Raw genomic sequence first — 26,905 nt, 5'->3', positions numbered from 1 at the left:
CAAGCCCACCCTCTGACGTCACCTCCCCCATTGCCTTAAGGGCATGGGCGGTGCCCCCAACGTCGTCGGGCTGATCACCCCTGCCCACTTTCACCCCCACGACCTGACCGGGAGTACGTCAACGTGGCCACGTTCCTCTACAGACTGGGCCGCCTCGCCTTCCGGCGACGGCACTTCGTCGCCCTTGCCTGGCTGGTGCTGCTCACCCTCGCCGGTGTCGGCGCGGCCTCCGCGCCGGCCGCCGGGAACACCTCCTTCTCCATTCCGGGCACCGAGGCGCAGAAGGCCTTCGACCTGCTGGAACAGCGGTTCCCCGGCGCGAGCGCCGACGGAGCCACCGCCCGCGTGGTGTTCAAGGCACCGAGCGGCGAGAAGATGACGGGCGCCGGGAACAAGGCGACCGTGAAGAAGACGGTCAAGGAGCTGTCCAGCGGCTCGGAGGTCGTCTCCGTGGCCGACCCCTACACCGCGCACGCCGTCAGCCAGGACGGCACGATCGCCTACGCGTCGGTGCGGTACAAGGTCTCCGGCATGGAACTGGAGGACTCCTCCCGCACCGCCCTGAACGAGGCCGCGCAGCACGCGCGGGACGCCGGGCTGACCGTGGAGATCGGCGGCGACGCCCTCCAGACCGCGCCGGAGACCGGCGCGAGCGAGGTCATCGGCATCGCGATCGCGGCCGTCGTCCTCGTCATCACCTTCGGCTCGCTCGTCGCGGCCGGACTGCCCCTGCTGACCGCGCTCATCGGCGTCGGCATCGGCGTCTCGACGATCACCGCCCTCGCCAACGCCCTGGACCTGGGCTCCACCACGTCCATCCTGGCCACGATGATCGGCCTCGCGGTCGGCATCGACTACGCCCTGTTCATCGTCTCCCGCTACCGCGCCGAACTCGCCGAGGGCCGCGAGCGCGAGGAGGCCGCCGGACGGGCCGTCGGCACGGCGGGCTCCGCGGTGGTCTTCGCCGGTCTGACCGTCGTCATCGCCCTCGTGGGCCTGTCCGTGGTCAACATCCCGATGCTGACGAAGATGGGCCTGGCGGCGGCCGGCACGGTCGTCATCGCCGTCCTCATCGCGCTGACGATGATCCCGGCGCTGCTGGGCTACGCGGGCCGCAGGGTCAAGCCGATCGGCGCGACGAGCGGACTGCTCCGCCGCCGGCGCCCCACGCCGCAGCCGGACCGGCCCAACATGGGCACCCGCTGGGCGAGCTTCGTGGTCCGCCGCCCGGTCGCCGTGCTGCTGCTCGGCGTGCTCGGCCTGGGCGCCGCCGCGATCCCGGCCGCCTCCCTCGAACTGGGCCTGCCGGACGACGGCTCCCAGCCCGTCTCCACCACCCAGCGCCGCGCCTACGACCTGCTCTCGGAGGGCTTCGGCCCCGGCTTCAACGGCCCCCTGCTGGTCGTGGTCGACGCCGGCGGCAGCGCCGACCCCAAGGCGTCCTTCACCAAGGTCACCGACGAGATCAAGGGCCTCAAGAACGTCGTGACGGTGACGGAGGCCCAGCCCAACGAGGCCGGCGACACCGCGATGGTGACCGTCGTCCCCGACTCCAAGCCGTCCTCCACCGCCACCGAGGACCTGGTGCACGCCATCCGCGGCGCGGGTGGCGACATCGAGGCGAAGACCGACGCGAAGGTGCTCGTCACCGGCTCCACGGCGATGAACATCGACGTCTCGCAGAAGCTCAACGACGCGCTGCTGCCGTATCTGGCGCTGGTGGTCGGCCTGGCCTTCCTGCTGCTGATCGTGGTCTTCCGCTCGGTCCTGGTCCCGCTCAAGGCGGCGCTCGGCTTCCTGCTGTCGGTGCTGGCGGCGCTCGGCGCGGTGGTCGCGGTCTTCCAGTGGGGCTGGCTGTCGGGCCTGATGCACGTGGAGGAGACCGGCCCGGTCATGTCGATGATGCCGATCTTCATGGTGGGCGTCGTCTTCGGCCTCGCGATGGACTACGAGGTCTTCCTCGTCACCCGGATGCGCGAGGCGTACGTCCACGGGGAGACGCCGGGCCAGGCCGTGGTGACCGGGTTCCGGCACGGGGCGCGGGTGGTGACGGCCGCCGCGGTCATCATGATCGCCGTCTTCTCCGGCTTCATCGGCTCCAGCGAGTCGATGGTCAAGATGATCGGCTTCGGCCTGGCGATCGCGGTGTTCTTCGACGCGTTCATCGTGCGCATGGCGATCGTGCCGGCGGTACTGGCCCTGCTGGGCCGGCGGGCCTGGTGGCTGCCGGGCTGGCTGGAGCGCGCCCTGCCCGACGTCGACGTGGAGGGCACGGCCCTGCACACCGGGCAGCCGCTCCACGCCGACCCGGACGAACGGCGGGAACTGGTCGGGGCGTGACCTCGTAGCCCGCCGGGACAGAACGGCCGGTGAGGGTGCCGTGGGGACGGCGCACCCTCACCGGTCTCGTCCGTCCCCGGCGCCCCGTCCACCACGTGGGAATTCCTTCGTGATGTCCGGAACCGGCGGCTAGCCTGCCGTTCATGACGACGACATCCGGGTCGGGAGCCCACCCCCGTTTCGCCGACGCCCTGCGTGAGCTGGGGCTCGACGAACTGCTCGCCGAGGTCCGCAGGTTCCCCGAGGCGACCAGGACCGCCGCCGAGGCCGCGGCGGCCGTCGGCTGCGAGCTGAGCCAGATCTGCAAGTCGCTGATCTTCGCTGTGGACGGGGAGCCGGTGCTGGTGCTCATGGACGGCGCCTCCCGGGTGGACGTCGAGCGGGTCCGGGAGGAGCTCGGCGCCGAGAAGGTCACGCGGGCCAAGGCGGACGTCGTACGGGAGACGACCGGGTACGCCATCGGAGGCGTACCGCCCTTCGGGCACCGGACCCGCACGCGCGTGCTCGCCGACCGGTCGCTGCTCGGCCACGACGTGATCTGGGCGGCCGCCGGAACCCCGTACACCGTCTTCCCGATGGCACCCGGTGCGCTGGTCGCCCAGGCCGGCGCCATCCTGGTGGACGTGCGCGAGCACCCCTCGTGACGCCGGCGGTCACCGCGGCCGTCCTGCTCGCCGCGGTCACCCACGCCGGCTGGAACGCGATCGCCCACCGCATCACCGACAAGCTGACCGGGTTCACGCTCATCGCGGGCGGCGGCCTGCTGATCGGGCTGGCCATGGCGCCGTTCACCGCGCTCCCGGCCCGCGCCGCCTGGCCGTACCTGCTCCTCTCGGCCGCCATCCACGTCGTGTACTACGCCCTGCTGATGACGTCCTTCCGGCTCGGCGACTTCGGGCAGGCCTACCCGATCGCGCGCGGCACCGCCCCGCTCGTCGTCACCGTGCTCGCCGCCCTCTTCGCGCACGAGGTGCCCGACGGCTGGGCCGCCGCGGGCATCGCCGTGTCCTGCGCCGGACTGACCGGTGTCGCCCTGTGGGGCCTGCGCGGACGCCGGCCCGACTGGGCGGCGATCGGCGCCGCCCTTGCGACCGGACTGGCCATCGCGGCGTACACGGTCGTCGACGGGCTCGGGGTACGGGCCTCCGGCTCGTCCCTCGGCTACATCGCCTGGCTGATGGCGATCCAGGGCGTGGTGGTCCCGGCGTACGCGGTGTGGCAATGGCGCGGCCGCACGGTCGGCGTGCTGCGGCCGTACGCCGCGGTGGGGCTGCTCGGCGCGGCACTGTCCGTGGCGGCGTACGCGCTGGTGCTGTGGGCGCAGACGAAGGCGGAACTCGCCCCGATCGCCGCGCTGCGGGAGTCGTCGATCATCGTGGGCGCCGTGATCGGGGCCGTGTTCTTCAAGGAGCGTTTCGGGGCGCCGCGGATCGCGGCCGCCGGGTTGCTGGTCGTCGGTATCGGGCTGATGCTGCACACCGGGCAGCGACGGCTCCTTGGGTGCGCGGGCGGCGGGCGAGGGGCACTCTGGAATCAGGTGTTCCGGAGGTGACCGTCATGATGAAAACCGTTGTGGGATGGCACATCGAGCTGGAGTTCCAGGAGGACGGCCAGCACACCCGGGCGGCGGCGCTGGTCCGCCTGCCCGACGGCAGCGAGGTCCGGGGCCACGGCAGGGCCAGCCGCCACCGCACCGACTCCGACCAGCCGCGGGTGGGCGAGGAGATCGCCGGCGCGAGGGCCCTCAACGAACTCGCCATGCAGCTCCTGACCAAGGCGCACGGCGAGATCGACCAGGCCTCGGGCCGCGTGTCGCAGCCCATCCACGTCTGAACTCCCGCAGGGAGGTGTCTATGCCAGGGACGCCCGCACCGCGTGGACCAGGGCCTGGGCCCTCGGGTCCGCCGTCACATTGGGGTGGAAGCCGTTGGTGACGTAGGCGAAGGCGACAGCCGAGTCCGGGTCGGCGAAGGCCAGGGCGCCGCCGCGGCCGGGGTGGCCGAAGGAGCCGGGGCCGAGCAGGGGGGACGCGGGGCTGTGCAGCATGTGGCCGAGGCCGAAGCGGGTGGGGGCCACCAGCACGCGGTCGGGCCCGGCGGAGTGCTCCGTGCGGGCCAGCTCCATGGTCCGCGCGGTGAACAGGCGGGTGCCGCCGTCCACTTCGCCGATCAGCGCCGCGTAGAAGCGGGCCAGACCGTCGGCCGTGGCGATGCCGTTGGACGCGGGCAGGACCGCCGCGCGGTAGGCGGGGTCGTTCTCGTCGGGCAGCGGGGTGATCGCCGCGAAGGCCCGCCGGGTCAGCGACTCCGGGTCGGTGTAGGCCTCGGCCACGGACCGCTTGGGGCGGGTGCGAAGCCCTGTGGCGGTACGCGGGGGCTCCACCTGGCCCACGCGGCCCACACGCCCGCTCTCGCCCGCCGGCAGCCCCACCCACAGGTCGGCCCCCACCGGGCCGGCCACCTCGCGCGCGATCCACTCGCCGATCGTCCGGCCCGTGACCCGCCGCACCAGCTCGCCCGTCAGCCAGCCGTACGTCTGCGCGTGGTAGCCGTGGTCCGTGCCCGGCTCCCAGACCGGCGCCTGCGCGGCGACCGCGTCGGCGCCCAGCACCGGATCGGCGGCCTGCTCAGGAGTGAGCGGCCGGTCGAGAACGGGGACGCCCGCACGGTGGGCCAGCAGGTCGCGGACCAGGGTCCGCTCCTTGCCGGCCGCCTTGAACTCGGGCCAGTACGTTCCCACCGGCGCGTCCAGGTCCAGGTCCCCGCGCTGGTGGAGCAGCAGGAGTACGGCCGCGGCGACACCCTTGGTCGCCGAGCGCACGATCTGCGCGGTGCCCCGCTCCCAGGGCGCCGAGTCCGCCGTACCGTCGACGTCCCGCGTCCCCGCCCACAGGTCCACGACCCGGTGCCCGTCCCGGTACACGGCCACCGCGGCGCCCCGCTCGCCCCGCAGCGCGAAGTTCGCCGCGAACGCCTCCCCGACCGGCTCGAAGCCCTCGGCCACTGTGCCGTGCACGTCCACGTCCGCCACTCCTTCCGCTCTTCGCCTGCGACAGTGGGTGCAACCGGTGGCCCCGGCCTGCGATTCCTGCGGCGGGTCGGCTTGGCACGATCGTTATGTCGGCGTTGCCGGGCATCCGCAGACCTCGGGCAGGGGCGTCCCGACCCGTCACGCGCCCATCGTCACGGAGCGCGGGTCGAAACCGAAGGGCAGCTCCAGGCGGTGGGCGCGCATCAGCGCGTCGTCGGCGAGCAGTTCGCCGGTGGGTCCGTCGGCCGCGATCACGCCGTCGCTCAGGACGAGCGCGCGCGGGCACAACTCCAGCGCGTACGGCAGGTCGTGGGTGACCATGAGCACCGTCACGTCCAACGAGCGCAGGATGTCGGCCAGTTCACGGCGCGAGGCGGGGTCCAGGTTGGACGAGGGCTCGTCCAGGACCAGGATCTCCGGCTCCATGGCGAGGACGGTCGCCACCGCGACCCGGCGGCGCTGTCCGAAGGAGAGATGGTGCGGCGGGCGGTCGGCGAACTCCGCCATGCCGACCTGCTCCAGGGCCGTGGCGACCCGCGTCTGGAGTTCCGGCCCCTTGAGTCCGGCCGCGGCGGGCCCGAAGGCCACGTCCTCCCGCACGGTCGGCATGAACAACTGGTCGTCCGGGTCCTGGAAGACGATGCCGACCTTCTGCCGGATCTCGGCCATGTGCTTCCTGCCGACCGGCAGCCCGGCGACCGTCACCGTCCCGGTGCCCCCGCCCAGGATGCCGTTCAGATGCAGCACCAGGGTGGTCTTCCCGGCGCCGTTGGGGCCGAGCAGGGCGACCCGTTCGCCGCGCCCGATGCTGAAATCGACGCCGAACAGGGCCTGGTGGCCGTCGGGGTAGGCGAAGGCGAGGCCGGAGACCTCCAGAGAAGCTGTCACAGGACCCATCCCAGCAGACAGACGGCGAACGCGGCACAGGGGAGGGCCAGGGCGTACGACCACTGCGCCCGGGACGCGGTCACCTCGTCGATGACCGGCATCGAACCGGCGTAGCCCCGGCTCACCATGGCCAGGTGCACGCGCTCCCCGCGCTCGTAGGAGCGGATGAACAGGGCGCCCGCGGACTTGGAGAGGACGCCCCAGTGCCGGATCCCCCGCGCCTCGAAGCCGCGGGACTCGCGGGCGATCCGCATCCGCCGCATCTCGTCGGTGATGACGTCGCCGTAGCGGATCATGAAGGACGCGATCTGCACCAGCAGCGGCGGCAGCTTCAGGCGTTGCAGGCCGAGCAGCAGCTCGCGCAGTTCGGTCGTGCTCGCCAGCAGGACGGACGCGGCGACGCCGAGGGTGCCCTTGGCGAGCACGTTCCAGGCGCCCCACAGCCCGTTCACGCTCAGGGACATCCCGAGCACGTCCACTCGCTCGCCCTGGGCCACGAACGGCATGAGCACCGCGAACGCGACGAACGGGACCTCGATCAGCAGCCGCTTGAGCAAGAAGCCGGCGGGCACGCGGGCCACGGAGGCGACGACGGCGAGCAGCACGGCGTACGCGGCGAACGCCCACATCGCCTCCCTCGGGGTCGACACCACGACCACGACGAAGGCGAAGACGGCGGCCAGCTTGGTGTGCGGCGGCAGCGCGTGCACGGGAGAATGCCCGTGCCGGTACAACCGGTGCGCTCCCCCACTGCTGAACGCGTGGGCGGTACCCCCATCCGCCCCCATGTCAGGCGGCCTGGGAGGAAGGAGCGGACGGCTCAGCGGCCGTACGCCGCCTGCGGACCACCCAGAAGACGGTGCTGCCCGCGACGACGGTCGCCCCGACACCGATCACGCCCGCGAGCCCGCCGGACAGCCGGGCGTCGGCGATGTCCTTCACCCCGTAGTCGGCGAGCGGGGAGCCGGCGGAGGCGTGCGCCTCCTCCTTCTTGTCGATGCCCTGGTCGTGGGCGATCTTCTCCAGACCGTCGGGGTCGGCCGAGGCGTAGAAGCTGACGAATCCGGCGAGGACGAGGGAGGTGACCAGACCGGTGATCCACACCTTGCGGTGGGACCGGGCGGCGGCGGGCACGGGCTCCGGCTCGGCCGCGGGGGCCTCGACGAGTTCGCCGTTCACCCGCAGCTTCAGGCGCTGCTCCAGGCCGCGCCCGCCGTACACCAGGTCCGGGCGTACGGCGATGACGGCGCCGACGGTCAGCGCCGTGATCGCGGCCTCGCCGATGCCGATGAGGACGTGCACGCCGATCATGGCGGTGGCGACCTTGCCGATCGCCACGTCCGTGGTGCCGCCGACCGCATAGATCAGCGTGAAGGCGACGGCGGCGGCGGGGACGGAGACGAGCGCTGCGGTGAAGGAGGCCGCGGTGACCGAGCTGCGGCGCCGCGGGAGCACCTTGACCAGTCCGCGGAAGACGGCGTAGGCCACCACCGTCGTGACGATCGCCATGTCGGTGATGTTGACGCCGAGCGCGGTCAGGCCGCCGTCGGCGAAGAGGATGCCCTGCATGAGCAGGACGACACTGACGCACAGGACCCCGGTGTAAGGGCCCACGAGTATCGCGGCCAGTGCCCCGCCGAGGAGGTGGCCGCTGGTGCCGGCCGCGACGGGGAAGTTCAGCATCTGCACGGCGAAGATGAACGCCGCGACGAGACCGGCCAGCGGCGCGGTCCGTTCGTCGAGTTCGCGGCGCGCACCGCGCAGGCTCACGGCGACGGCGCCGGCGGCGACGACTCCGGCGACGGCGGAGGTGGGGGCGTTGATGAATCCGTCAGGCACATGCACCGTTCGATGATAAGGGCTTGTTGCGAAGCTCTTGCAAGAGCGAGGATGTCGTCGATGTGGCCGGCCCGGGAATGTTCAGGAAGCGGAATCCTGGATATGTGCGACATTGGAGGGAAAGCGGATGTCCAGCCCTCGCACAGGTCACACAGCGTTAGGGGTCGTCCGATGTCGGTGGTCGAACAGCACGCACGAGCCCACATCCTCACCGAAGACGTGCCCGATGATGTCGGGGCCGTCCCGGTCGTCCTTCGCTACGACTCCCTTCAGGATCCGCGCGCCGTCATGGTCGACCTGCCCGGCCCGCACGAGTGGACCTTCCCGCGGTCGCTGCTGGAACAGGGGCTGCGTGCCCCGGCCGGCAGCGGTGACGTGCGGGTGTGGCCCTGCGGGCGGGTACAGGCCGTGATCGAGTTCCACTCCACGCGCGGTGTCTCGGTGGTGCAGCTCGATACGAAGGCGGTTCTCAGGTTCCTGAGGCGGACCTACCGGGCGGCACCGACGGCGGTCGCCCACGGGTGACGCCGCCGGTGCCTGAAGGTGTGTCCGGCCGCCGTCAGCTCCCGGCCTTCAGCAGGGACGCCACTATCGGACCGGCCGTGTCGCCGCCGTGGCCGCCCGCCTGCACGACGCCCGCGGCCGCGAGGTCGCCCCGGTAGGCGGTGAACCAGCCGTTGGCCTTCTCCTGGTTGTCCACCTCGGCGGAACCCGTCTTCGCGCCGTAGTCCGGGCCGAGTCCGGCCATGGCCTCGGCGGCCGTCCCGTACGCGGCGGTGTACTGCATCACCTCGCGCAGCTGGGACAGGGTGGAGGCGGACATCGTCCGGGAGGCCGTGGCCAGCTTGCGGTGGTCGGTGTCCGGGGAGACCAGGTACGGCTGGTGGAAGACGCCCGCCTTGACCGTCGAGGCCACCGACGCCATGTTCAGCGGGTTCATCCGGACCCCGCCCTGCCCGATGAGCGAGGCGCCCATCGGGGCTGCCGTCTGCACAGGGACCGCGCCGTCGAAGGACGGCACACCGATCGCCCAGTTGTCCATCGCCAGGCCGAAGACCTGCTGGGCCTGCTGGGTCAGGTCGGAGTCCTTCAGCTTCTTCGCCTGACTGATGAAGGCCGTGTTGCAGGAGCGGGCGAAGCTGGCCTTGAAGGTGCCGCCCTTGATCTCGAAGTCCTTGTCGTTGTGGAACTTCCAGCCGCCGTAGGAGAACGTCTTCGGGCAGGGGTGCGGCTTGTTCGCCGAGGCCAGGTCCTTCTCGAAGAGCAGCGACGAGGTGATGATCTTCATCGTGGAACCGGGGGCGAGGGAACCGAGGAAGGCGGTGTTGAAGCCGCGGTTGGAGTTCGCCACCGCGAGGATCTCGCCGGTCGACGGGCGCATCACGACCACCGAGGCCCGGTCGGTCCTCGACACCTCCTTCTCGGCCGCCGCCTGGAGGGACGGGCTCAGCGTCGTCTTCACCGTCCCCGGGGTGCCCTTGCTCAGCTCGACGAGCGTCTTGTCGGACAGGTCCGCCTTCTTCGACTCCTTGCCGCGGATCACGCGCAGTTCCACGCCCGCGCTGCCGCCGGCCGTCGCGCCGTACTTCTCGCGCAGTCCGTCCAGGACCGGGCCCAGCGACGGGTACGTGGCGGTGGTCATCTCCGCGCCGTTCCGGTCCAGGGCCTTGACCGGCGGTGTGCCGGACTCGCCGGTGACGAGGGTGTCGCCGTCCTTCAGGTCGGGGTGGACGACGGCGGCGTGCCAGTCCACGACCGGTTCGCCGTCCGTGGCGCCCCGCACGACGGTCAGCGTGCTGTCGTACGACAGCGGCTTGGTCAGTCCCTTGTAGGACACCGTGGCCTTCACGGAGAACGGCACCTTGTCGCCCGCGGCGGTGCCCGCGGTCAGGGTGACGTCCTTCAGATACGCGTCCTTGGCGTATGTGGTGAGCAGGCCGGTGGCCGCCGTGGCGTCGCTGGTCGCGGCGGCCGCCTCGGCGGGCTTGCCCTGCTGCCAGGCCGCCAGGAATCCCTCGGCCGTGGTCCGCACCTCGGCCGCCGACAGCGGGCCGGTCTTCTTCTCCGGCCCGCGCGCGGCCGTGGTCTGCGGCCGGTCGTCGGCGGCCGCACCGCCGCCGTACAGCGCGTAGGCGCCGATGCCGGCCCCGCCGACGACGACGGCGATCACCCCGCCGACCATGGCCGGAGTCGTCTTTCGTCGCTCGGCGACGCGCCTTCTGTTCCCCACTGCCTTCCGTCCTCCGCCAATCCCCCGGGGCCCCCGCTGCCCCACTGCCCCACGATCCTCAATGACGGCCCCACCCTAGGGCTTCTTCCCACGGGTGCACCCAGGGGGCGTGGTCCGGACCGGGCGGGTGGCGCGGTCCGGCCGGGCGGGCAGGGTGTGAGGCGGTCAGCCGGCCGTGCGGAGGACGGACGCCACGATCGGGCCCGCCGCGTCGCCTCCGTGGCCGCCCTCCTGGGTCACGGCGGCCGCGGCCATGTCGTTGCGGTAACCGGTGAACCAGCTGTTGGACCTGTCCTGGCCGTCCACCTCGGCGGAGCCGGTCTTCGCGCCGATGCTGCCGCCGAGTCCGGACATCGCCTGGGCGGCGGTGCCGCTCGTGGCGGTGCGGTACATCATCTGCCGCAGCTGGGTGACCGTGCCCGCCGGCAGGCCCCGGGCCTGGGCCAGCGGGCGGCCGTCGAGCGTGGAGGACACGATGACGGGCTGGCGGAAGGCGCCGGTCATCGCGGTCGCCGTCACCGACGCCATGTTCAGCGGGCTCATCTGGACCTGGCCCTGGCCGATCAGGTTGGCGGCGGTGTCCGGGCCGCCGGAGGCGGGGACGGAGCCGTCGAAGGAGGGTATGCCGACCTTCCAGTTGTTCCGGCCGAGCCCGAAGCGCTCCTCGGCCTCCCTGGTCAGGGAGTCGACCTGGACCTTGCCCGCGTACTTCACGAACGCCGTGTTGCAGGACCGGGCGAAGCTGTCCGCGAGGGTGGCCTGCTCGTTGGGCTGCATGTTCTGGAGGTTGTGGAAGGTCTGGCTCTGCCACACCGCCTCGTTCGGGCAGGGCGCGGGCCCGGCGGCCTTCGTGAGCCCGTTGTCGATGAGGGTGGCCGCGCTGATGATCTTCATGGTGGAGCCGGGCGCGAGTTTGCCGAGGAAGGCCGCGTTGAAGCCGTCGCTCCGGTGGTTGGCGACCGCGAGCACCTCGCCGGTGGACGGCTTCACGGCGACCACGGACGACTCGGCGTACCGCTGCACGGCCTGCTCGGCCGCCGCCTGCGCACTCGCGCTGAGGGTGGTGCGCAGCTTGCCCGGCCGGCCCTTGGCGAGGGTGACCAGCGGGGTCTCGGCGGCGGCGCCGGAGTCCTCGTGCAGGATGCTCAGCTCGACCGCCGGCTCGCCGCCCGCCTTGTCGCCGTACTTGGCCCCCAGCTCGTCCAGGATCGGCCCGAGCGAGGGGTACTCGTCCTTGGTCAGCACGACGCCGTTGCGGTCGACGGCCTCGATCGGCGGTGACGCCGACTCCGCGGTGACGAGGGTGTCGCCCTTGACCAGGTCGGGGTGGACGACGGAGGGCTGCCAGTCGACCAGCGGCTGGTGGGTGGACACGCCGCGTACGACGGTCAGCCGGCCGGCGTAGGCCAGCGGCTTGGACTTCCCGTCGTACGACACGGTGGCCTTGACCGAGAAGGGCACGGTGGCCCCGGCGGCGGTGCCGGGGGTGATCTTCACGCGGGTGATGTGCGCGTCGTGTCCGTAGGCCATGAGCAACTGCTCGGCCGCCTCGGGGAAGTTGGTGTACGAGGCGGCCTCGGCGGGCCGGTCCTTCTCCCAGGCCGCGAAGAACTTCGCCGAGGTCTCCTTCACCTCGTCACGGCTCGGCGGCCCGGTCCTGGCCGGCGCCGGGCCGCTTTCGGTGACCGTGCCCCCGTTCAGCGCGGACACGAAGTTGTACGTCCCGTACCCCGCCCCGCCGACCATCGCGGCGAACACCCCGCCGATGACAGCGGCCTTGACCCCCTTGCGCATGGAAGCGCTCCCTCCCCGTTGCGGACCACCGCACTGTAGGCGGCCGCCGGGGAGCCTGCGGGTCCGTTTTCGAATGGTGTCCGAACAGTGATCAGCCGGCTGACGGTGATCAGCCGGCTGACTCCTGCTCACATCCGTGAGCAGGCGGGCGTCTACGCGTGGCACACGCCGTGGTCGACCATCCCGGTGTGGCGTGCGACCACCGGGCGGGCGCTCTTGGCCAGGGACTTGATGACGGGGTTGGCGCCCGTGGCGATCTCCTTGTCGATGAGCGCGAGGGTCTGCACGTGGGCGGGGTACTGGGCCTTGAGCCACGCGGTGTCGTACGCGGCTGTCCCGGCGAGGCGCTTGAGGGCGGCGGTCTGCCTCAGCTGCGCGTCCGTCTGCGTGGACGGCAGTACCACGCCGAGTCGGGTCGCGGTCTTCACGACAGCGGCGTCGAGGGTGCGGTGGTCGCGGATGAAGTCCACGCCGACTCGCTTGACGCAGGCGGTGGTTGCGGCGCTCTGAGCCTGCTCACTGGTCGTGATCTCCCAGAGGTTTCCCTGATGGGCCGCGGTCAGGAACTGCTTGTCCAGCCTGGAGACCGCCGACGGCGAGGGCGACGACGAAGCGAGGGCGGGGAGCGACAGGGCACCCGTGACGCACAGGGTGGTGGCGCAGACGGCGGCGAAACGGGCACGGGATCGAGTCGTGTGCATGAAGTCCTCCACAGGTCGCACGTGCAAGCCTCGGGGAAACTCCGTCCTCTTTGCGCGAAGGTCCTGCAGGGCCCCGGCCAGGGCACTCGCCTCCGGCCGGGGCCGTCTCAGGCAGCTCGGGCAGTCCGTGGGCCGTGCCTACATCGACGTGATGGCCGCTCCGCCGTACTTCCCGCCGTTACAGACGTAGGCGCTGGGAGACGGGTTCACCACGTAACCACCGTTGGAGGTGCAGTCGCCCCAGCTGATGCGGGGAGGAGCGGCCTGGGCAGTCGCGGCGTTGACGACGCCGAGCCCGGCGAGGGCGGCCGCGGCGAGGGCGGCGGTGACAGCGCGTCGAATACGCATAGGGTGGCTCCTTTCGGCGCTTGCTCAGACGTCCTTTCAGTGTCACTGCGACGGCCGGGGCGCGCATCTTGAGGCATCGGGATCCATTTCCGCGAATGAACTCGGTGCCGTTGAAGCTCTGTTGAGTGAGGCATCCGCTTGGCTGCCGTGACGCCGGGCCCCGAGCCGGAACCTTGGCGGCCGGCTGCTCGATCGGGCCGGGACCGTGGTCATCGTGCGGGTGCCAAGTGGCTTCGTCTAGGACCTGTCCGACGGGTCGCGTCACCGACCCCGCACCCGTCAGCACTATCACCCGAATGGCGCAAGATGACGCGCCACCCACATGGGTGGAGATCAAGCTGACTAGTGTGCCGACCGAGATAATCCGTGAAAGGGAAACCAAATGCGCATTCGACGAATCCTCGCCGCCGTCAGCGCCACGGCAGCCCTCGCCGGACTCGGCCTCACAGGCGCCGCCACCGCCACTGCCGCCACCGCACAGGGTGCCCCCGTCGTCGGCCCTAACCAGTGCATTGACGGCGGCGGATCGCCCCGGATCGACTTGCCGGGCAACCCCTGCAAGGGCGGTAAGTACGACGGGCAGCCGGTCGACTAAACCCCACAAGGCGCCCCGCAGCCACGCGCCGCGGGGCGCTCCCGCGCGAGCGTAGTCGGGAGAGTCGCAGGGACTCTGCCGACCCGTCGGACACGCCCTGGAACCGCCGTGAGCTGACCCCGGACGCCAGCCAGCCTGAGGGACGGGAGCTACACACGTTCATCCGGGGACAGTGATGAGAGCCCGGCTCCTTCTAGTCCTAGAAGTAGGAGGCCACCAGGTCGCGGTCCACCGTGATGGTGGCGCGATCCAGTGCGGGCAGCCCCAGGTGGTCACAGATCAGCTGGGTCAGCTGCTCCTCGTAGGTCTCGTTCTGGTGGTCCAGTCCGGCCGCCGTGATGAGGGGGGCCAGCTTGTTGGGCCAGTACTCTCCGACGTAGTCGGGATCCTCGTAGTCGATGCAGGACGATATCTGGCCGTCCTTGTAGTGGTACGCCTTGGGTCCGTGGGCCTTGGCAACGCACGGGTTGGGAACGAACACCATCAGCTCAGCGCCCTGGGGGCACAGCTCGCGGTAATCGATCTCGTCGTAGTCGTCGCGGTTGAACATGTGGTGCACGATCACGCCCCACTCGCTGGGTGCAGTGTCGTTGCCGTAGGCGAACGGCGGCCGCTGCTGCGCGGACAGGCCTTCCGCCATGGCGGCCAGGCTGGTCCCCTTGAAGTAGACCAGGACGGTTTCGTCGTCCCGGTACCGTTCTTCTCCCGCCCACGCTAGGACGCCGCAGTCGATCCAACTTGTCATGCCCAGCAACATAACTGGCTCCACTGACATAACAGCCCCCAGAGTCGCCAATCGACGCCAAGGCCCACCGCCGCCCCGCGCCGTCGGGACGTAGTGCTCCCGTCGCCGGTTGAACGCGCCCACTCGCTCAAGCGCTCAGTCACATCCAACCGGCGTAACCCATGCATATGAGGGCTTGATCGTTGCGCGGACTGTAAAGCCCCCGTGGGTGACAGACCCTCTGCGAGGCGCCACAGCGAGTCCCCCATGTGCCCCCGGCAGTGCCAGGGCGAAGGAAACCCGCAGGCCGTAGTAGACATACTGAGCCCGCTGGAAGTCTGCCGGCGCCTGGGGCAGCGGACGGGCTTTTCCCTTGCACTTGCCAGTGGGGAGGATCAGGTCGGGCTGGATCTGCTCGACGGTCTGGATGCCGACTTGCGGACGGACTAGCGTTTACCAGTGAAGCCGCAATCGGGGCACGCCCCGTCCGGCGAGTCTCCTCAGTGGGGCCCGTGGTCGCGGCGCTCGCCCGTGGAACCTGGGCGGGCGGCATGGCGGCATCGGAGCCCGGGACGTGCTTCTCATCAATCCAGCGGTGACGCCTTAAGACCGCGCCGCTGCATCTCATATGGCGGGCGCGGCCATCAATCTCGCGCGGTTCCATTGCGCGAGGCGATGGAAGGAAAGGTATTACCCATGCGAGCACAGCGCATTAAGCGCCTCTTCGCGGTGTCCGCGGCCGGTGTTGTCATGGCCGGCGGCGCGGCGATCGGCGCGGCGGGGACCGCTTCGGCCCATGACGCGAGCTACGACCAGGGTCACCATTCCGGTTACAGCAGCGACTACGGCGACCCCGGCGGCGACCACGGCGACCACGGCGGCCACGGCCACGGCTACAGCTACGGCCACGGCTACAGCTACGGCCACGGCTACAGCTACGGCCACGGCCACGGCGGCTACGGCGGCGGCTACGGCCACGGCGGCTACGGCCGCGGCCAAGGCGGCCGCGGCCAAGGCGGCGGCCAACGCGGCGGCCAAGGCAGCGGCCAGACCCACATCCACCTGCACATACATGACCGCAACAACAAGAGCGGCGTTGGCCATTAGACCCTGCCTGCTCGACGCTTACACACGGGCGCCGCCACACGGAAACGAAGGGCCCGTGACCTGCTGTTTCAGCAGGTCACGGGCCCTTCGTCAGGTACCCCTGTGATCGAGGGACTGTCTTGCTCTGTCTCGCGTTCGAACGTCTCGTCTCGGGGTGCGTGGACGGCGTGTGGACGGGGTTTTGGGCTGCTCAGCCACCAACTGAGATTCGACTCCGTCTCTGGGCCGTCCGAGGTCGGCCAGTGGTGACCGCCAACGACCATCAACGACCACGAGGGCGCGGCCATCGGCCGCGCCCTCGTGGTGTGTCTGCCCAGCTAGACCCAGGTGTCCAGCCACATCCTTGAACGCCACGAGTCGATCGGGATCGACGTGCCCGTGTACAGCGGCCAGAAATAGACGAAGTTCCAGGCGATCAGCAGGAACAGCACGCCCGCGCCGGTCGCGCCCGCGACGCGGCGGGTCTCCGAGGAGCCGGGCGGGCCCACGATCGCGCCGATCAGCATCGCCACCGCCAGACAGAGGAAGGGCAGGAAGACGATGGCGTAGAAGAAGAAGATCGTGCGCTCCTGGTACATGAACCAGGGGAGGTAGCCGGCGGCGGCGCCGCAGGCGATGGCGCCCGCACGCCAGTCGCGGCGGAAGAACCAGCGCCACAGCACGTACACCAGCGCGGCGCAGGCCGCCCACCACAGCATCGGCGTGCCGATGGCGAGGACCTCGCGTGCGCACTTGCCGGCGGCGTCCGTGGGACAGCCCGCCGTGCCCGGGGAGGGCGACTCGTAGAAGTACGAGACCGGGCGGCCGTCGACGATCCAGCTCCACGGGTTGGACTGGTAGTTGTGCGGCGAGGACAGGCCGACGTGGAACTTGTAGACCTCGTGCTCGTAGTGCCACAGGCTCCGCAGCCAGTCCGGCAGGAAGGCGAAGCCGCTGCCTTTGCCGTCGTTCGCGGCCCAGTCGCGGAAGTAGCCGCCGCTGCCGTCGGCGGGGGAGCGGATCCAGCCGATCCAGGAGACCAGGTACACGGCGATCGCGACCGGGACCGTGGCCAGGAAGGTGATGCCGGTGTCCCGCTTCAGCACGGCCGAGTACGGGCGCCAGGCGCCGGCCACCTTGCGGGCGCCCACGTCCCACAGCACGGCCATCACGCAGAACGCGGCCAGGATGTACAGGCCGTTCCACTTGGTGCCGAACGCCAGGCCCAGCATGAGGCCCGCCGCCCAGCGCCAGGGGCGCAGTCCTAGGCGGGCCGTCTCGGCCGTGTACGCGTCGGGCCGCACCCGCCCGTCGTCGTCGGCCGGAAGCGCGGCGGCGAGTTTCGCCCGGGTCCGGTCGCGGTCGATCAGCAGGCAGCCGAAGGCGGCCAGCACGAAGAACATCAGCACGCCGTCGAGCAGCGCGGTCCGGCTCATCACGAAGTGCAGGCCGTCCACCGCCATCAGCGCGCCGGCCAGGCAGCCGAGGAAGGTGGAGCGCAGCAGGCGTCGGCCGATCCGGCACAGCATCAGCACCGACAGCGTGCCGAGCAGGGCCGTCATGAAGCGCCAGCCGAACGGGTTGAACCCGAAGATCAGCTCGCCGAGGCCGATCACGTACTTGCCGACCGGCGGGTGCACGACATAGGCCGCGTCCGTGGGAATGGGGACGTGCCCGCCGGTCTTGAGGATCAGGTCGTTGGCGTTCTTGTCCCAGTTGACCTCGAAGCCGCGGTGGACGAGCGCCCACGCGTCCTTGGCGTAGTACGTCTCGTCGAATATCACCGCCTTCGGGCTGCCCAGGTTCCAGAACCGCAGCACGCCCGCCACCAGCGTGACCAGCAGCGGGCCGCCCCAGCCGGACCAGCGCACGATCCGGTCGGCGAGGGTCCGCGGGACGCCCAGGGCTGCCCACAGGCGCCCGCCGGGCTGCGCATACGGCGGCACCAGCCGGTCGACGACGCCCCTCTCGCCGCTTGCGTGCCCCGCGGAGTGGCCGAAGCGGCGCAGGCGCTGCTGCCATGTCGGCCGCTGGTCGTGCGGGGCCGGGCCCTGCCGGGTGTCCGTGTGGGACGCGGTACTGGTCACCGCGCCATCGTAGGGAACCGTTCCGTGTGAGTCCCGCGCATGGCCCGTACCGGCCGGGACGCGTTCGCCCACGACGGCACTCGGCGTTCGCCCGCGACGGCGCTTGAGAGGATGGGAGGCGTGACTGGAACCCTTGTTTTGGCGGGCACCCCCATCGGCGACGTCCAGGACGCGCCGCCCCGGCTCGCCGAGGAGCTGGCCGGCGCGGACGTGGTCGCCGCGGAGGACACCCGGCGGCTGCGCCGGCTCACCCAGGCGCTCGGCGTCACCCCCAAGGGGCGCGTCGTGTCGTACTTCGAGGGCAACGAGTCCGCCCGCACGCCGGAGCTGGTCGAGGAGCTGCTCGGCGGGGCGCGTGTGCTGCTGGTGACGGACGCGGGCATGCCGTCCGTGTCCGACCCGGGCTACCGGCTGGTCGCTGCCGCCGTGGAGCAGGACATCCGGGTGACGGCGGTGCCGGGCCCGTCCGCCGTGCTCACCGCGCTCGCGCTGTCCGGGCTGCCGGTCGACCGGTTCTGCTTCGAGGGGTTCCTGCCGCGCAAGGCGGGCGAGCGGCTGAGCCGGCTGCGGGAGGTCGCGGACGAGCGGCGCACGCTGGTCTACTTCGAGGCCCCGCACCGGCTCGACGACACGCTCGCGGCGATGGCCGAGGTCTTCGGCGCCGAGCGGCGGGCCGCCGTCTGCCGGGAGCTGACCAAGACCTACGAGGAGGTGCGGCGCGGCGGACTCGGGGAGCTGGCCGCGTGGGCCGCCGAGGGCGTGCGCGGCGAGATCACCGTCGTGGTCGAGGGGGCGCCCGAGAAGGGGCCCGAGGAGATCGGCCCCGAGGAACTGGTGCGGCGGGTGCGGGTGCGCGAGGAGGCCGGGGAACGCCGCAAGGAGGCCATCGCGGCCGTCGCGGTGGAGGCCGGAGTGCCCAAGCGGGAGGTGTTCGACGCGGTGGTCGCCGCCAAGCGCGCCGGGGCGTGAGACCTCGCTCACACCCGCTCTGAGCAGGGCGCATCTCTCATGAGCGGCCGCCCCATGGAGCGGCAAAGAGCCGTCCGGGAAGGCAAAGGGACTTCGGCCGTCGGAGGGACCCTTTGGCAAGCGGGGCCCAAAACGCCTCCAACACTCCCCAGGCCTTGTGCGTCGCCGCCGGCGGAGGAGTTCACTGGACGACGGGACGGCAACCGTCCCTTTTGTCCAGCGGACACGCGGACACGAGGAGCTGGCATGAGCGACATCGAAGGGCGGGGCTTCGGCCACCGCGGTACGGCCACCGCCGTCGTCAACGAGTCCTACTCCTTCGCCTGCATGAGGTGCGGGCACGGGTGGGAGCAGTCGTACGAGATCGAGCACTACACGGACGGCGACGGCCACGAGTGCGTGCGGTACGTGGCGGACGGCCGCCTCGTCCCGTCCCCGCTCAGCCGGCCGAACTGCCAGAACTGCGACGGGCACGTCGTCCGGATCATGCGGGCCGGGCGGGTGTCGTCCGCGCAGAGCCATCTGCACCGGCACGAGGACCACCGGCACGAGCCCCCGCCCGGGGAGGAGGCGGCGGACCGCGCGCAGGAGGTCCACGGCGACCACCACTGGCACCTGTCGGACCTGCTGCACCCCTTCCACCGCAAGGCCGGCTGACAAGGCGGACTGAGAAGGCGGGCTGAGGAGGGCGCGTTCCTGCCGCCGGCGGACGGCGAAGGGTGACGACCGGCCCCTTCCGTAGGATCGGGTCATGCCTTCGAACGCCGACAAGAACGCGGCGCCCCCGCTTCCGGAGCCGCTCCGGATACCGGTCGCCGACTCCCACACCCACCTCGACATGCAGTCCGGCACGGTCGAGGAGGGCCTGGCCAAGGCCGCGTCGGTGGGCGTGACGACGGTCGTCCAGGTCGGCTGCGACCTGGGCGGTTCGCGATGGGCTGCCGAGACGGCCGCCGCGTACGACAGCGTCCACGCGACGGTCGCCCTGCACCCGAACGAGGCCCCGCGCATCGTCCACGGCGATCCGGACGGCTGGTCGCGGCAGGGAGCGCGCGAGCCGGGCGGGGACGCCGCGCTCGACGAGGCCCTGGCCGAGATCGACCGGCTGGCCGCGCTGCCCCAGGTCAAGGGCGTCGGCGAGACCGGGCTCGACTACTTCCGCACCGGACCCGAGGGCAAGGCGGCACAGGAGCGGTCCTTCCGCGCCCACATCGAGATCGCCAAGAGGCACGGCAAGGCCCTCGTCATCCACGACCGGGACGCCCACGCCGACGTCCTGCGCGTCCTCAAGGAGGAGGGTGCCCCCGAGCGGACGGTGTTCCACTGCTACTCGGGCGACGCGGAGATGGCCGAGGTGTGCGCCCGCGCCGGCTACTACATGTCCTTCGCCGGAAACGTCACCTTCAAGAACGCCCAGCACCTGCGGGACGCCCTCGCCGTCGCCCCGCTGGAACTGGTCCTGGTGGAGACCGACGCGCCCTTCCTGACGCCGGCGCCGTACCGCGGACGGCCCAACGCCCCGTACCTCGTTCCGGTCACGGTGCGTGCGATGGCCGCCGTGCGCGGCATCGACGAGGACACCCTGGCGACGGCGCTCGCGGTCAACACGGCCCGCGCTTTCGGTTACTGAACGCACGCGGAGCGCTTTGGAGAGTGACGGGCGCTCCGCTAGGTTCTCGCCGCGTGAGCGATCTGCGGTACGAGACCTGCGAGGCGTACGGCGCGTACGAGAACCACGAGGCGTATGAGCCCTACGGGCCGTACAACCCGTACGAGCAGTACAGCCTGTCCGAGGGGTACGGGGGTCACGAGGGGTACGGGGGCCGCCATAACCCGTACGACCCGTACAACCCGTATCAGCAGGTCGGCGGCCTGTACGAGCAGTACGACCCGTACTGGCAGCACGAGCAGGCCGGTGTCCATGACGACGTGCACACCGCGCAGACGCTGCCGTACGGGCCCCAGGGGTCGCCGTACGCGGACACGTACCGGCCCGCCTACGAGGCCGTCGGCCGGTCCGGCGCGCACGAGCCGACCCAGTTGGTGATGCCCCGGCAGACCCGCCCGGCCGGAAGCGGTACGGGGAGCGGCACGGGCGGCGGCGGCACGCACCGGGGCCAGCGGCGGCGCAGGGCGCGGTACGCGGAACGGCCGGACTGTGTGCGCCGGCTGCTGCCCCGCGCACTGGTCGTCGCGTTCCTGGCGGGCGGGACCACCGCGTTCGTCGCCACGGACAAGGCGATCGAGCTCAGCGTCGACGGCACCGGGCGCACTCTGCACACCTTCGCAGACGACGTCTCCGGACTGCTGGCCGACGAGGGCGTGCGGCTGGGGCCGCACGACGTGGTGGTGCCCGGCGCCGAGGCCGCGCTCACCAGCGGCGACGAGATCACCGTGCGCCGCGGGCGGCCGGTCCGGCTCACGCTCGACGGACAGCGCCGCGAGGTGTGGACGACGGCGCGCACGGTCGAGGAGGCGCTCGGGCAGTTGGGCGTGCGCGCGGAGGGCGCGCATCTGTCGGTCGCCCGCTCGCAGCCCATCGGACGCGCTGGACTCGCCCTGGACGTGCGCACCGAACGCTCGGTGACCGTCATGGCGGACGGGCGTGCCCGCACGGTCCGCACCAACGCGGCGACCGTGCGGGACGTGGTGCGGGAGGCCGGGATCACCCTGCGGGGCCAGGACACCACCTCCGTGGCGCCGTCCAGCTTCCCGCGCGACGGGCAGACGGTCACCGTGCTGCGGATCACCGGGAGCCGGGAGGTGCGCGAGGAGCCCGTCCCGTTCGCCGTACGGCGCACCGCCGACCCGGCCCTGTTCACGGGGACGGAGGTCGTGGAGCGTGCCGGACAGCCGGGGGTGCGCCGGATCGTGTACTCCGTGCGTACCGTCAACGGCGTGCGGCAGCGGCCGTGGCGCGTGGAGTCGGAGGTGGTGCGGGCGCCGCGGACGCAGATCGTGAAGGTCGGCACCAGGGCCCATCCCCGGTCGGTACGGGGCGCCGACCACCTCGACTGGCAGGGGCTGGCGCAGTGCGAGTCCGGCGGCAGGGCGGACGCCGTGGACCCCTCGGGCACGTACGGCGGCCTGTACCAGTTCGACGAGGGCACCTGGCACCGCCTCGGCGGCCGGGGCAGGCCCCAGGACGCCCCGGCGGAGGAACAGACCTACCGCGCGAAGAAGCTGTACGTGAGCCGTGGGTCGAGCCCCTGGCCCCACTGCGGCGACCGACTGCAGGGGTAGACGCGCGGAGACGCGGGCGAGCCTCCGCGCTGCCCCCGCCGTCGTCCGCCGTGCGTGGGCGAGCCGCCGCCCCCGTGTCCGTCTCCGCTCCGGACGGCCGCGGGTCCCGATCCAGGGCGGCTGCCGGGGGTTTCGCCCCGGGGCGGCCGGAGGTCGGCCCTCGCGCGCTGGCTGCCGGGGTCGGCGGCGGTCGCGGGCGAGCCTCCGCGCTGCCCCCCGCCGTCCCCCGGCGCCGTCCGCCGTGCGTGGGCGAGCCGCCCGCCCGCGCACGCCTCCGCTCCGGACGGCCGCAGTTAGGCCGCTTCCGGGGCGGCCGCGGGTGGGCTTCGGCTTCGGGTGGCCGCGGGGTGGGCCCGGTGGCGGTGGCCGCGGGGTGGGCCCGGTGGCGGTGGTCGTGGCGGTTGCGTTGTTCGCGTCCCCGTACCCTTGTGCCGTGAGCAGCCCCGCCCCCGACGCCCTCCTGGGCCCCGCCGACGTCCGCGAACTCGCGGCCGCGCTCGGCGTGCGCCCCACCAAGCAACGCGGCCAGAACTTCGTGATCGACGCGAACACCGTCCGCCGTATCGTCCGCACCGCCGACGTCCAGCCCGAGGACGTGGTCGTCGAGGTCGGCCCGGGGCTCGGCTCCCTCACCCTCGCCCTGCTGGAGGCCGCCGAGCGGGTCACCGCCGTCGAGATCGACGACGTGCTCGCCGGCGCGCTGCCCGCGACCGTCGCCGCCCGCATGCCGGAGCGCGCCGGCCGTTTCGCGCTGGTCCACTCCGACGCGATGCACGTCACCGAGCTGCCGGGCCCCGCGCCCACCGCCCTGGTCGCGAACCTCCCGTACAACGTGGCCGTGCCCGTCCTGCTGCACATGCTCGACACCTTCCCGAGCATCGAGCGGACCCTGGTGATGGTGCAGGCGGAGGTCGCCGACCGGCTCGCCGCGGCGCCCGGATCGAAGGTGTACGGCGTGCCGTCCGTGAAGGCCAACTGGTACGCCGAGGTCAAGCGGGCCGGGGCCATCGGCCGCAACGTCTTCTGGCCCGCGCCCAACGTCGACAGCGGACTGGTGTCCCTGGTCCGGCGCACGGAACCGATCGCGACCACCGCCACCAAGCGCGAGGTCTTCGCCGTCGTCGACGCGGCCTTCGCCCAGCGCCGCAAGACCCTGCGGGCCGCGCTCGCCGGGTGGGCCGGTTCGGCCGCGGCGGCGGAGGCGGCCCTGGTCGCCGCCGGGGTCTCCCCGCAGGCGCGGGGCGAGTCGCTGACCGTGGAGGAGTTCGCACGGATCGCCGAACACAAGGAGACCGGTAAGTGAGCGTCACCGTACGCGTCCCGGCCAAGGTCAACGCCCAGCTCGCGGTCGGCGCCGCCCGCCCCGACGGCTTCCACGACCTGGCGAACGTCTTCCTCGCGGTCGGCCTGTACGACGAGGTCACGGTCACCGAGGCCGACGAACTGCGCGTGACCTGCGCGGGCCCGGACACCGGCGAGGTCCCCCTGGACCGTACGAACCTCGCCGCCCGCGCGGCACTCGTCCTCGCCGAGCGTTACGGCCGCAGCCCCGACGTGCACATCCACATCGCCAAGGACATCCCGGTCGCCGGGGGCATGGCGGGCGGCAGCGCGGACGGCGCGGGCGCGCTGGTGGCCTGCGACGCGCTGTGGGGCACGAACGCCTCCCGCGACGAACTCCTCGACATCTGCGCCGAGCTGGGCAGCGATGTGCCGTTCAGCCTGGTCGGCGGGGCGGCGCTGGGCACCGGGCGCGGGGAGAAGCTGCGCCCGCTGGAGGTCGGCGGCACCTTCCACTGGGTGTTCGCGATGGCCGACGGGGGGCTGTCCACGCCTGCGGTGTTCCGCGAGTTCGACCGGCTCGCCGAGGGCACGGACATTCCGGAGCCGGTCGCCTCCGAGGACCTGCTGGCCGCCCTGGAGAAGGGGGACACGGCAGCCCTGGCCGCGGCCCTGTCCAACGACCTCCAGCCCGCCGCGCTCTCCCTGCGCCCGTCTCTGGCGGACACCCTCGCGGCGGGGTGTGAGGCCGGTGCCCTGGCGGGCCTGGTCTCCGGCTCGGGGCCGACGACGGCCTTCCTCACGGCTGACGCCGAGTCGGCGGGGGCAGTGGCGCGAGCCCTGCAGGAGTCCGGCACCTGCCGCACGGTACGGGTGGCCAGGGGGCCCGCGGCGGGGGCGACGGTGCTCTGAGGAGCCGGGCGGCTCAGAGGTTGTCGATGGCGGTCAGGTCGATGTCGATGGTGTAGGGCACGTCGACCTTGAGGTGATCGTGGTGAATGCCGGTCAAGGCGTACTCGCGGGCTGTCTGGGCCAGCTCGTAGACCTGCACGACTGGGCGGCTGTCGGGACCCGCCATCTCGACCAGCCAAAAATGGCGGATGCCTGCTGCGGCGTACTTGACCGGCTTGGTGTAGCGGTCACGTGACTCGGACTCCGGGGAAATGACCTCGACGGCCAGGCGGACGTCTCTCCCGTCGAAGTGCGTCTGCATCGGTCCTGTTTTGGCGCTCGCCGTGACGACGGAGATGTCTGGCTCGGGCCCGTTGCGCTTGTCCAACAGGACGGTCATCTCACGGGCGACTTTGAGCTCGGGCGGCAGAGTACTGCGCAGGCCACTCACGAGCAGATCGATCGCTGTGAAGTGGAAGTAGCGCTGCGGACTCACGAAGACCAGGCTCCCGTCGATCAGCTCGGTGTGCGGCGGGAGATTGGGCAGCGTGAACAGATCGTCCACGGTGTAACCGTCCATCGGCGGCATCGGCCAGTGAGGCTGCTCGGTGGACTCGGCGGTCATGGTTCCTCCCATGGACGGGATTCTGCTGCCTGCCCTCCACGGTAGCCGCCCGTTGCCGATCACGTCATCACAAAGGGTGACGATCGCCTCGCGCGTCGCTCCTCATCTCCGAGGCCCTACGCTAGAAGGCTGACCGACCCCCGCGCACAGGAGTGAAATGGCCGTCAACCTGGTCAATGTCGAGAACGTCAGCAAGGTGTACGGCACGCGCGCCCTGCTCGACGGTGTCTCGCTCGGTGTGTCCGAAGGGGACCGGATCGGGGTCGTCGGGCGCAACGGTGACGGCAAGACCACGCTGATCCGGATGCTGGCCAGGCTGGAGGACGCCGACACCGGACGGGTCACGCACTCCGGCGGACTGCGGCTCGGGGTGCTCACGCAGCACGACTCCCTCGACCCGGAGGCCACCGTCCGCCACGAGGTCATCGGGGACATGGCCGACCACGAGTGGGCCGGCAACGCCAAGGTCAGGGACGTACTGACCGGACTGTTCGGCGGGCTCGACCTGCCGGGCTTCCCCAAGGGCCTCGACACCGTCATCGGGCCGCTGTCCGGCGGTGAGCGGCGGCGGATCGCGCTGGCCAAGCTGCTCATCGAGGAGCAGGACCTGCTCGTCCTGGACGAGCCCACCAACCACCTCGACGTCGAGGGCATCTCCTGGCTGGCACGGCACCTGCGCGAGCGCCGCTCCGCGCTGGTGTGCGTCACCCACGACCGCTGGTTCCTCGACCAGGTCTGCACCCGCATGTGGGACGTGCAGCGCGGGGCCGTGTACGAGTACGAGGGCGGCTACTCCGACTACGTCTTCGCCCGCGCCGAGCGCGAGCGGATCGCCGCCACCGAGGAGGTCAAGCGGCAGAACCTGATCCGCAAGGAGCTGGCCTGGCTGCGGCGCGGCGCCCCCGCCCGTACCTCCAAGCCCCGCTTCCGGGTGGAGGCCGCCAACGAGCTGATCGCCGACGTGCCGCCGCCCCGCGACAGCAGTGAGCTGATGAAGTTCGCCTCCTCCCGCCTCGGCAGGACGGTCTTCGACCTGGAGGACATCACCGTCCAGGCCGGTCCCAAGGTGCTGCTCAAGCACGTCACCTGGCACCTCGGACCGGGCGACCGGATCGGTCTCGTCGGTGTCAACGGCTCCGGTAAGACCTCCCTGCTGCGGGCCATGGCGGACGCCGCCCGCACCGAGGGCGAGGCACAGCCCGTCGGCGGCCGGATCGCCGTCGGCAGGACCGTCAAGCTCGCCTACCTCTCCCAGGAGGTCGCCGAACTCGACCCCGACTGGCGGGTCCTGGAGGCTGTGCAGCAGGTGCGCGAGCGCGTCGACCTCGGCAAGGGGCGGGAGATGACCGCCGGGCAGCTGTGCGAGACGTTCGGCTTCGGCAAGGAGAAGCAGTGGACACCGGTGGGCGACCTGTCCGGCGGTGAGCGGCGGCGGCTGCAACTGCTGCGCCTGCTCATGGACGAGCCCAACGTGCTCTTCCTCGACGAGCCCACCAACGACCTCGACATCGAGACCCTCACACAGCTCGAGGACGTTCTCGACGGCTGGCCCGGCTCGATGGTCGTCATCTCCCACGACCGCTTCTTCGTCGAGCGCACCACCGACACGGTGTTCGCGCTCCTCGGCGACGGCGCGCTGCGGATGCTGCCGCGCGGCATCGACGAGTACCTGGAGCGGCGGCAGCGGATGGAGCAGCAAGCCGCGGCCGCCGCCCCGGTCCCGGCGCCCGCCGCCGAGCAGGCCGCGCCCGAGCGCAGCGCCGCCGAACTGCGCGCCGCGAAGAAGGAACTGCAGAAGATCGAACGGCAGTTGGACCGCGTCTCCGAGAAGGAGTCCACGCTGCACGCGCGGATCGCCGAGCACGCCACCGACTTCGCGAAGGTCGCCGAACTCGACGCCGAGCTGCGCGCGTTGGCGGGGGAGCGGGAGGAACTGGAGATGCGCTGGCTCGAACTCGCGGAGGACGCGTAGCGGTACAGGCCGCTGCGCCGGGGCGGGCGCTCGCGCCGTGTGAACGGGACGTGTCGGTTTTCTGGAGGGAAGTCCGCCGGGACCGCCACGCATAACGGGCGCGTCACGGGGCGGTTCTCCCTTGGGAACAGGGGCTGACGCGTATCGGTGACGGCCGGGTCGTGAGTGATAGGAATGAGCCGTCCGGGAACTTTCCCGGACGGCTCTGGGCGTGTCGAGACCTCAGGGCATGGCTAAAAAGCAGTGATTGAGGGGGAAGCGC

The 26,905-nt window shown here is 71.7% G+C and carries 24 protein-coding genes and 1 pseudogene; 14 read left to right on the top strand and 11 right to left on the bottom strand.

Going from position 1 to position 26,905, the window contains the following annotated elements; translation table 11 throughout:
• Nucleotides 1-123: 123 nt before the first annotated feature.
• From OIE49_RS15575 to OIE49_RS15560, 4 genes and pseudogenes are all read left to right on the top strand, one after another.
• Entirely contained in the window at nucleotides 124-2,340 is a 2,217-nt protein-coding gene (locus OIE49_RS15575) for an MMPL family transporter (protein WP_326802844.1), read from the top strand.
• Nucleotides 2,341-2,483: 143 nt separating this feature from the next.
• A complete protein-coding gene (locus tag OIE49_RS15570) occupies nucleotides 2,484-2,984 on the top strand; it encodes a YbaK/EbsC family protein (protein WP_326802843.1) in 501 nt (166 codons plus the stop codon).
• Nucleotides 2,981-3,823 (top strand): annotated as a pseudogene (locus tag OIE49_RS15565) (EamA family transporter); the annotation flags it as partial. The gene OIE49_RS15570 and the pseudogene OIE49_RS15565, both read left to right, overlap by 4 nt.
• Nucleotides 3,824-3,897: 74 nt before the next feature.
• Complete coding sequence (locus tag OIE49_RS15560) at nucleotides 3,898-4,173, top strand: DUF1876 domain-containing protein (RefSeq protein ID WP_326802842.1); 276 nt, start codon at nucleotides 3,898-3,900, stop codon at nucleotides 4,171-4,173.
• An 18-nt stretch (nucleotides 4,174-4,191) separates the two neighbouring features.
• On the opposite strand, the gene OIE49_RS15555 is transcribed toward OIE49_RS15560, so the two are convergent.
• The 4 genes from OIE49_RS15555 to OIE49_RS15540 form a co-directional block, all read right to left on the bottom strand.
• On the bottom strand, nucleotides 4,192-5,361 hold the full coding sequence (locus OIE49_RS15555) for a serine hydrolase domain-containing protein (protein ID WP_326802841.1): 1,170 nt from the start codon (nucleotides 5,359-5,361) through the stop codon (nucleotides 4,192-4,194).
• A gap of 147 nt (nucleotides 5,362-5,508) precedes the next feature.
• Entirely contained in the window at nucleotides 5,509-6,267 is a 759-nt protein-coding gene (locus OIE49_RS15550) for an energy-coupling factor ABC transporter ATP-binding protein (RefSeq protein ID WP_326802840.1), read from the bottom strand.
• On the bottom strand, nucleotides 6,255-7,046 hold the full coding sequence (cbiQ, locus tag OIE49_RS15545; protein ID WP_326802839.1) for a cobalt ECF transporter T component CbiQ: 792 nt from the start codon (nucleotides 7,044-7,046) through the stop codon (nucleotides 6,255-6,257). Before cbiQ ends, OIE49_RS15550 begins: the two co-directional genes overlap by 13 nt.
• 1 nt (nucleotide 7,047) lies before the next feature.
• Nucleotides 7,048-8,103 (bottom strand): energy-coupling factor ABC transporter permease, encoded by a 1,056-nt coding sequence (locus tag OIE49_RS15540; RefSeq protein ID WP_326802838.1) that lies wholly within the window; start codon nucleotides 8,101-8,103, stop codon nucleotides 7,048-7,050.
• Between the two features lie 165 nt (nucleotides 8,104-8,268).
• Between OIE49_RS15540 and OIE49_RS15535 the strand changes: the two genes are divergently transcribed.
• Nucleotides 8,269-8,622 carry an SsgA family sporulation/cell division regulator gene (locus tag OIE49_RS15535; protein ID WP_326802837.1) on the top strand — a complete coding sequence of 118 codons (354 nt, stop codon included), beginning with the start codon at nucleotides 8,269-8,271 and terminating at the stop codon, nucleotides 8,620-8,622.
• Nucleotides 8,623-8,656: 34 nt separating this feature from the next.
• Here the strand turns inward: OIE49_RS15535 and OIE49_RS15530 are convergent, their stop codons facing one another.
• From OIE49_RS15530 to OIE49_RS15515, 4 genes are all read right to left on the bottom strand, one after another.
• Entirely contained in the window at nucleotides 8,657-10,327 is a 1,671-nt protein-coding gene (locus OIE49_RS15530; protein WP_326802836.1) for a penicillin-binding transpeptidase domain-containing protein, read from the bottom strand.
• Nucleotides 10,328-10,492: 165 nt separating this feature from the next.
• Complete coding sequence (locus tag OIE49_RS15525; protein ID WP_326802835.1) at nucleotides 10,493-12,121, bottom strand: penicillin-binding transpeptidase domain-containing protein; 1,629 nt, start codon at nucleotides 12,119-12,121, stop codon at nucleotides 10,493-10,495.
• A gap of 152 nt (nucleotides 12,122-12,273) precedes the next feature.
• Nucleotides 12,274-12,822, bottom strand: a complete 549-nt coding sequence (locus OIE49_RS15520) for a DUF4142 domain-containing protein (RefSeq protein WP_326802834.1) — start codon at nucleotides 12,820-12,822, stop codon at nucleotides 12,274-12,276.
• A 138-nt stretch (nucleotides 12,823-12,960) separates the two neighbouring features.
• Nucleotides 12,961-13,170, bottom strand: coding sequence for a hypothetical protein (locus OIE49_RS15515; protein WP_100571079.1), 210 nt, complete (start codon nucleotides 13,168-13,170; stop codon nucleotides 12,961-12,963).
• 382 nt (nucleotides 13,171-13,552) lie between these two features.
• Here OIE49_RS15515 and OIE49_RS15510 point away from each other — a divergent pair, with 382 nt between their 5' ends.
• Entirely contained in the window at nucleotides 13,553-13,765 is a 213-nt protein-coding gene (locus tag OIE49_RS15510) for a hypothetical protein (protein ID WP_326802833.1), read from the top strand.
• Nucleotides 13,766-13,964: 199 nt separating this feature from the next.
• On the opposite strand, the gene OIE49_RS15505 is transcribed toward OIE49_RS15510, so the two are convergent.
• The gene (locus OIE49_RS15505; RefSeq protein ID WP_326802832.1) at nucleotides 13,965-14,510 is read right to left on the bottom strand and encodes a hypothetical protein; all 546 of its coding nucleotides are present in this window, start codon (nucleotides 14,508-14,510) and stop codon (nucleotides 13,965-13,967) included.
• A gap of 675 nt (nucleotides 14,511-15,185) precedes the next feature.
• Here OIE49_RS15505 and OIE49_RS15500 point away from each other — a divergent pair.
• Nucleotides 15,186-15,596 (top strand): hypothetical protein, encoded by a 411-nt coding sequence (locus OIE49_RS15500; protein WP_326802831.1) that lies wholly within the window; start codon nucleotides 15,186-15,188, stop codon nucleotides 15,594-15,596.
• A gap of 317 nt (nucleotides 15,597-15,913) precedes the next feature.
• Here the strand turns inward: OIE49_RS15500 and OIE49_RS15495 are convergent, their stop codons facing one another.
• Entirely contained in the window at nucleotides 15,914-17,662 is a 1,749-nt protein-coding gene (locus OIE49_RS15495) for a dolichyl-phosphate-mannose--protein mannosyltransferase (protein ID WP_326802830.1), read from the bottom strand.
• A 120-nt stretch (nucleotides 17,663-17,782) separates the two neighbouring features.
• Between OIE49_RS15495 and rsmI the strand changes: the two genes are divergently transcribed.
• From rsmI to OIE49_RS15465, 6 genes are all read left to right on the top strand, one after another.
• Entirely contained in the window at nucleotides 17,783-18,631 is an 849-nt protein-coding gene (gene rsmI, locus OIE49_RS15490; RefSeq protein WP_100571140.1) for a 16S rRNA (cytidine(1402)-2'-O)-methyltransferase, read from the top strand.
• A 246-nt stretch (nucleotides 18,632-18,877) separates the two neighbouring features.
• The gene (locus tag OIE49_RS15485) at nucleotides 18,878-19,288 is read left to right on the top strand and encodes a hypothetical protein (protein ID WP_100571076.1); all 411 of its coding nucleotides are present in this window, start codon (nucleotides 18,878-18,880) and stop codon (nucleotides 19,286-19,288) included.
• A 94-nt stretch (nucleotides 19,289-19,382) separates the two neighbouring features.
• Nucleotides 19,383-20,261 (top strand): TatD family hydrolase, encoded by an 879-nt coding sequence (locus OIE49_RS15480; protein ID WP_326802829.1) that lies wholly within the window; start codon nucleotides 19,383-19,385, stop codon nucleotides 20,259-20,261.
• A gap of 53 nt (nucleotides 20,262-20,314) precedes the next feature.
• Nucleotides 20,315-21,874 carry a ubiquitin-like domain-containing protein gene (locus tag OIE49_RS15475; protein WP_326802828.1) on the top strand — a complete coding sequence of 520 codons (1,560 nt, stop codon included), beginning with the start codon at nucleotides 20,315-20,317 and terminating at the stop codon, nucleotides 21,872-21,874.
• Nucleotides 21,875-22,307: 433 nt separating this feature from the next.
• A complete protein-coding gene (gene rsmA / locus OIE49_RS15470) occupies nucleotides 22,308-23,177 on the top strand; it encodes a 16S rRNA (adenine(1518)-N(6)/adenine(1519)-N(6))-dimethyltransferase RsmA (protein ID WP_326802827.1) in 870 nt (289 codons plus the stop codon).
• Nucleotides 23,174-24,067: a 4-(cytidine 5'-diphospho)-2-C-methyl-D-erythritol kinase gene (locus OIE49_RS15465; RefSeq protein WP_326802826.1), complete on the top strand. Its 894-nt coding sequence runs from the start codon at nucleotides 23,174-23,176 to the stop codon at nucleotides 24,065-24,067. The genes rsmA and OIE49_RS15465 overlap by 4 nt, the downstream gene beginning before the upstream one ends.
• Before the next feature lie 13 nt (nucleotides 24,068-24,080).
• Here the strand turns inward: OIE49_RS15465 and OIE49_RS15460 are convergent, their stop codons facing one another.
• Nucleotides 24,081-24,671 carry a Uma2 family endonuclease gene (locus tag OIE49_RS15460; protein ID WP_326802825.1) on the bottom strand — a complete coding sequence of 197 codons (591 nt, stop codon included), beginning with the start codon at nucleotides 24,669-24,671 and terminating at the stop codon, nucleotides 24,081-24,083.
• Nucleotides 24,672-24,828: 157 nt separating this feature from the next.
• On the opposite strand from OIE49_RS15460, the gene OIE49_RS15455 reads away from it, so the two are divergent.
• On the top strand, nucleotides 24,829-26,643 hold the full coding sequence (locus tag OIE49_RS15455; RefSeq protein WP_100571071.1) for an ABC-F family ATP-binding cassette domain-containing protein: 1,815 nt from the start codon (nucleotides 24,829-24,831) through the stop codon (nucleotides 26,641-26,643).
• Nucleotides 26,644-26,905 lie beyond the last annotated feature (262 nt).

Source organism: Streptomyces sp. NBC_01788, from assembly GCF_035917575.1.
Taxonomy (GTDB): Bacteria; Actinomycetota; Actinomycetes; order Streptomycetales; family Streptomycetaceae; genus Streptomyces.
The sequence above is the reverse complement of the archived record's forward strand: the minus strand, read 5'-3'. Positions and strand labels throughout refer to the sequence as shown.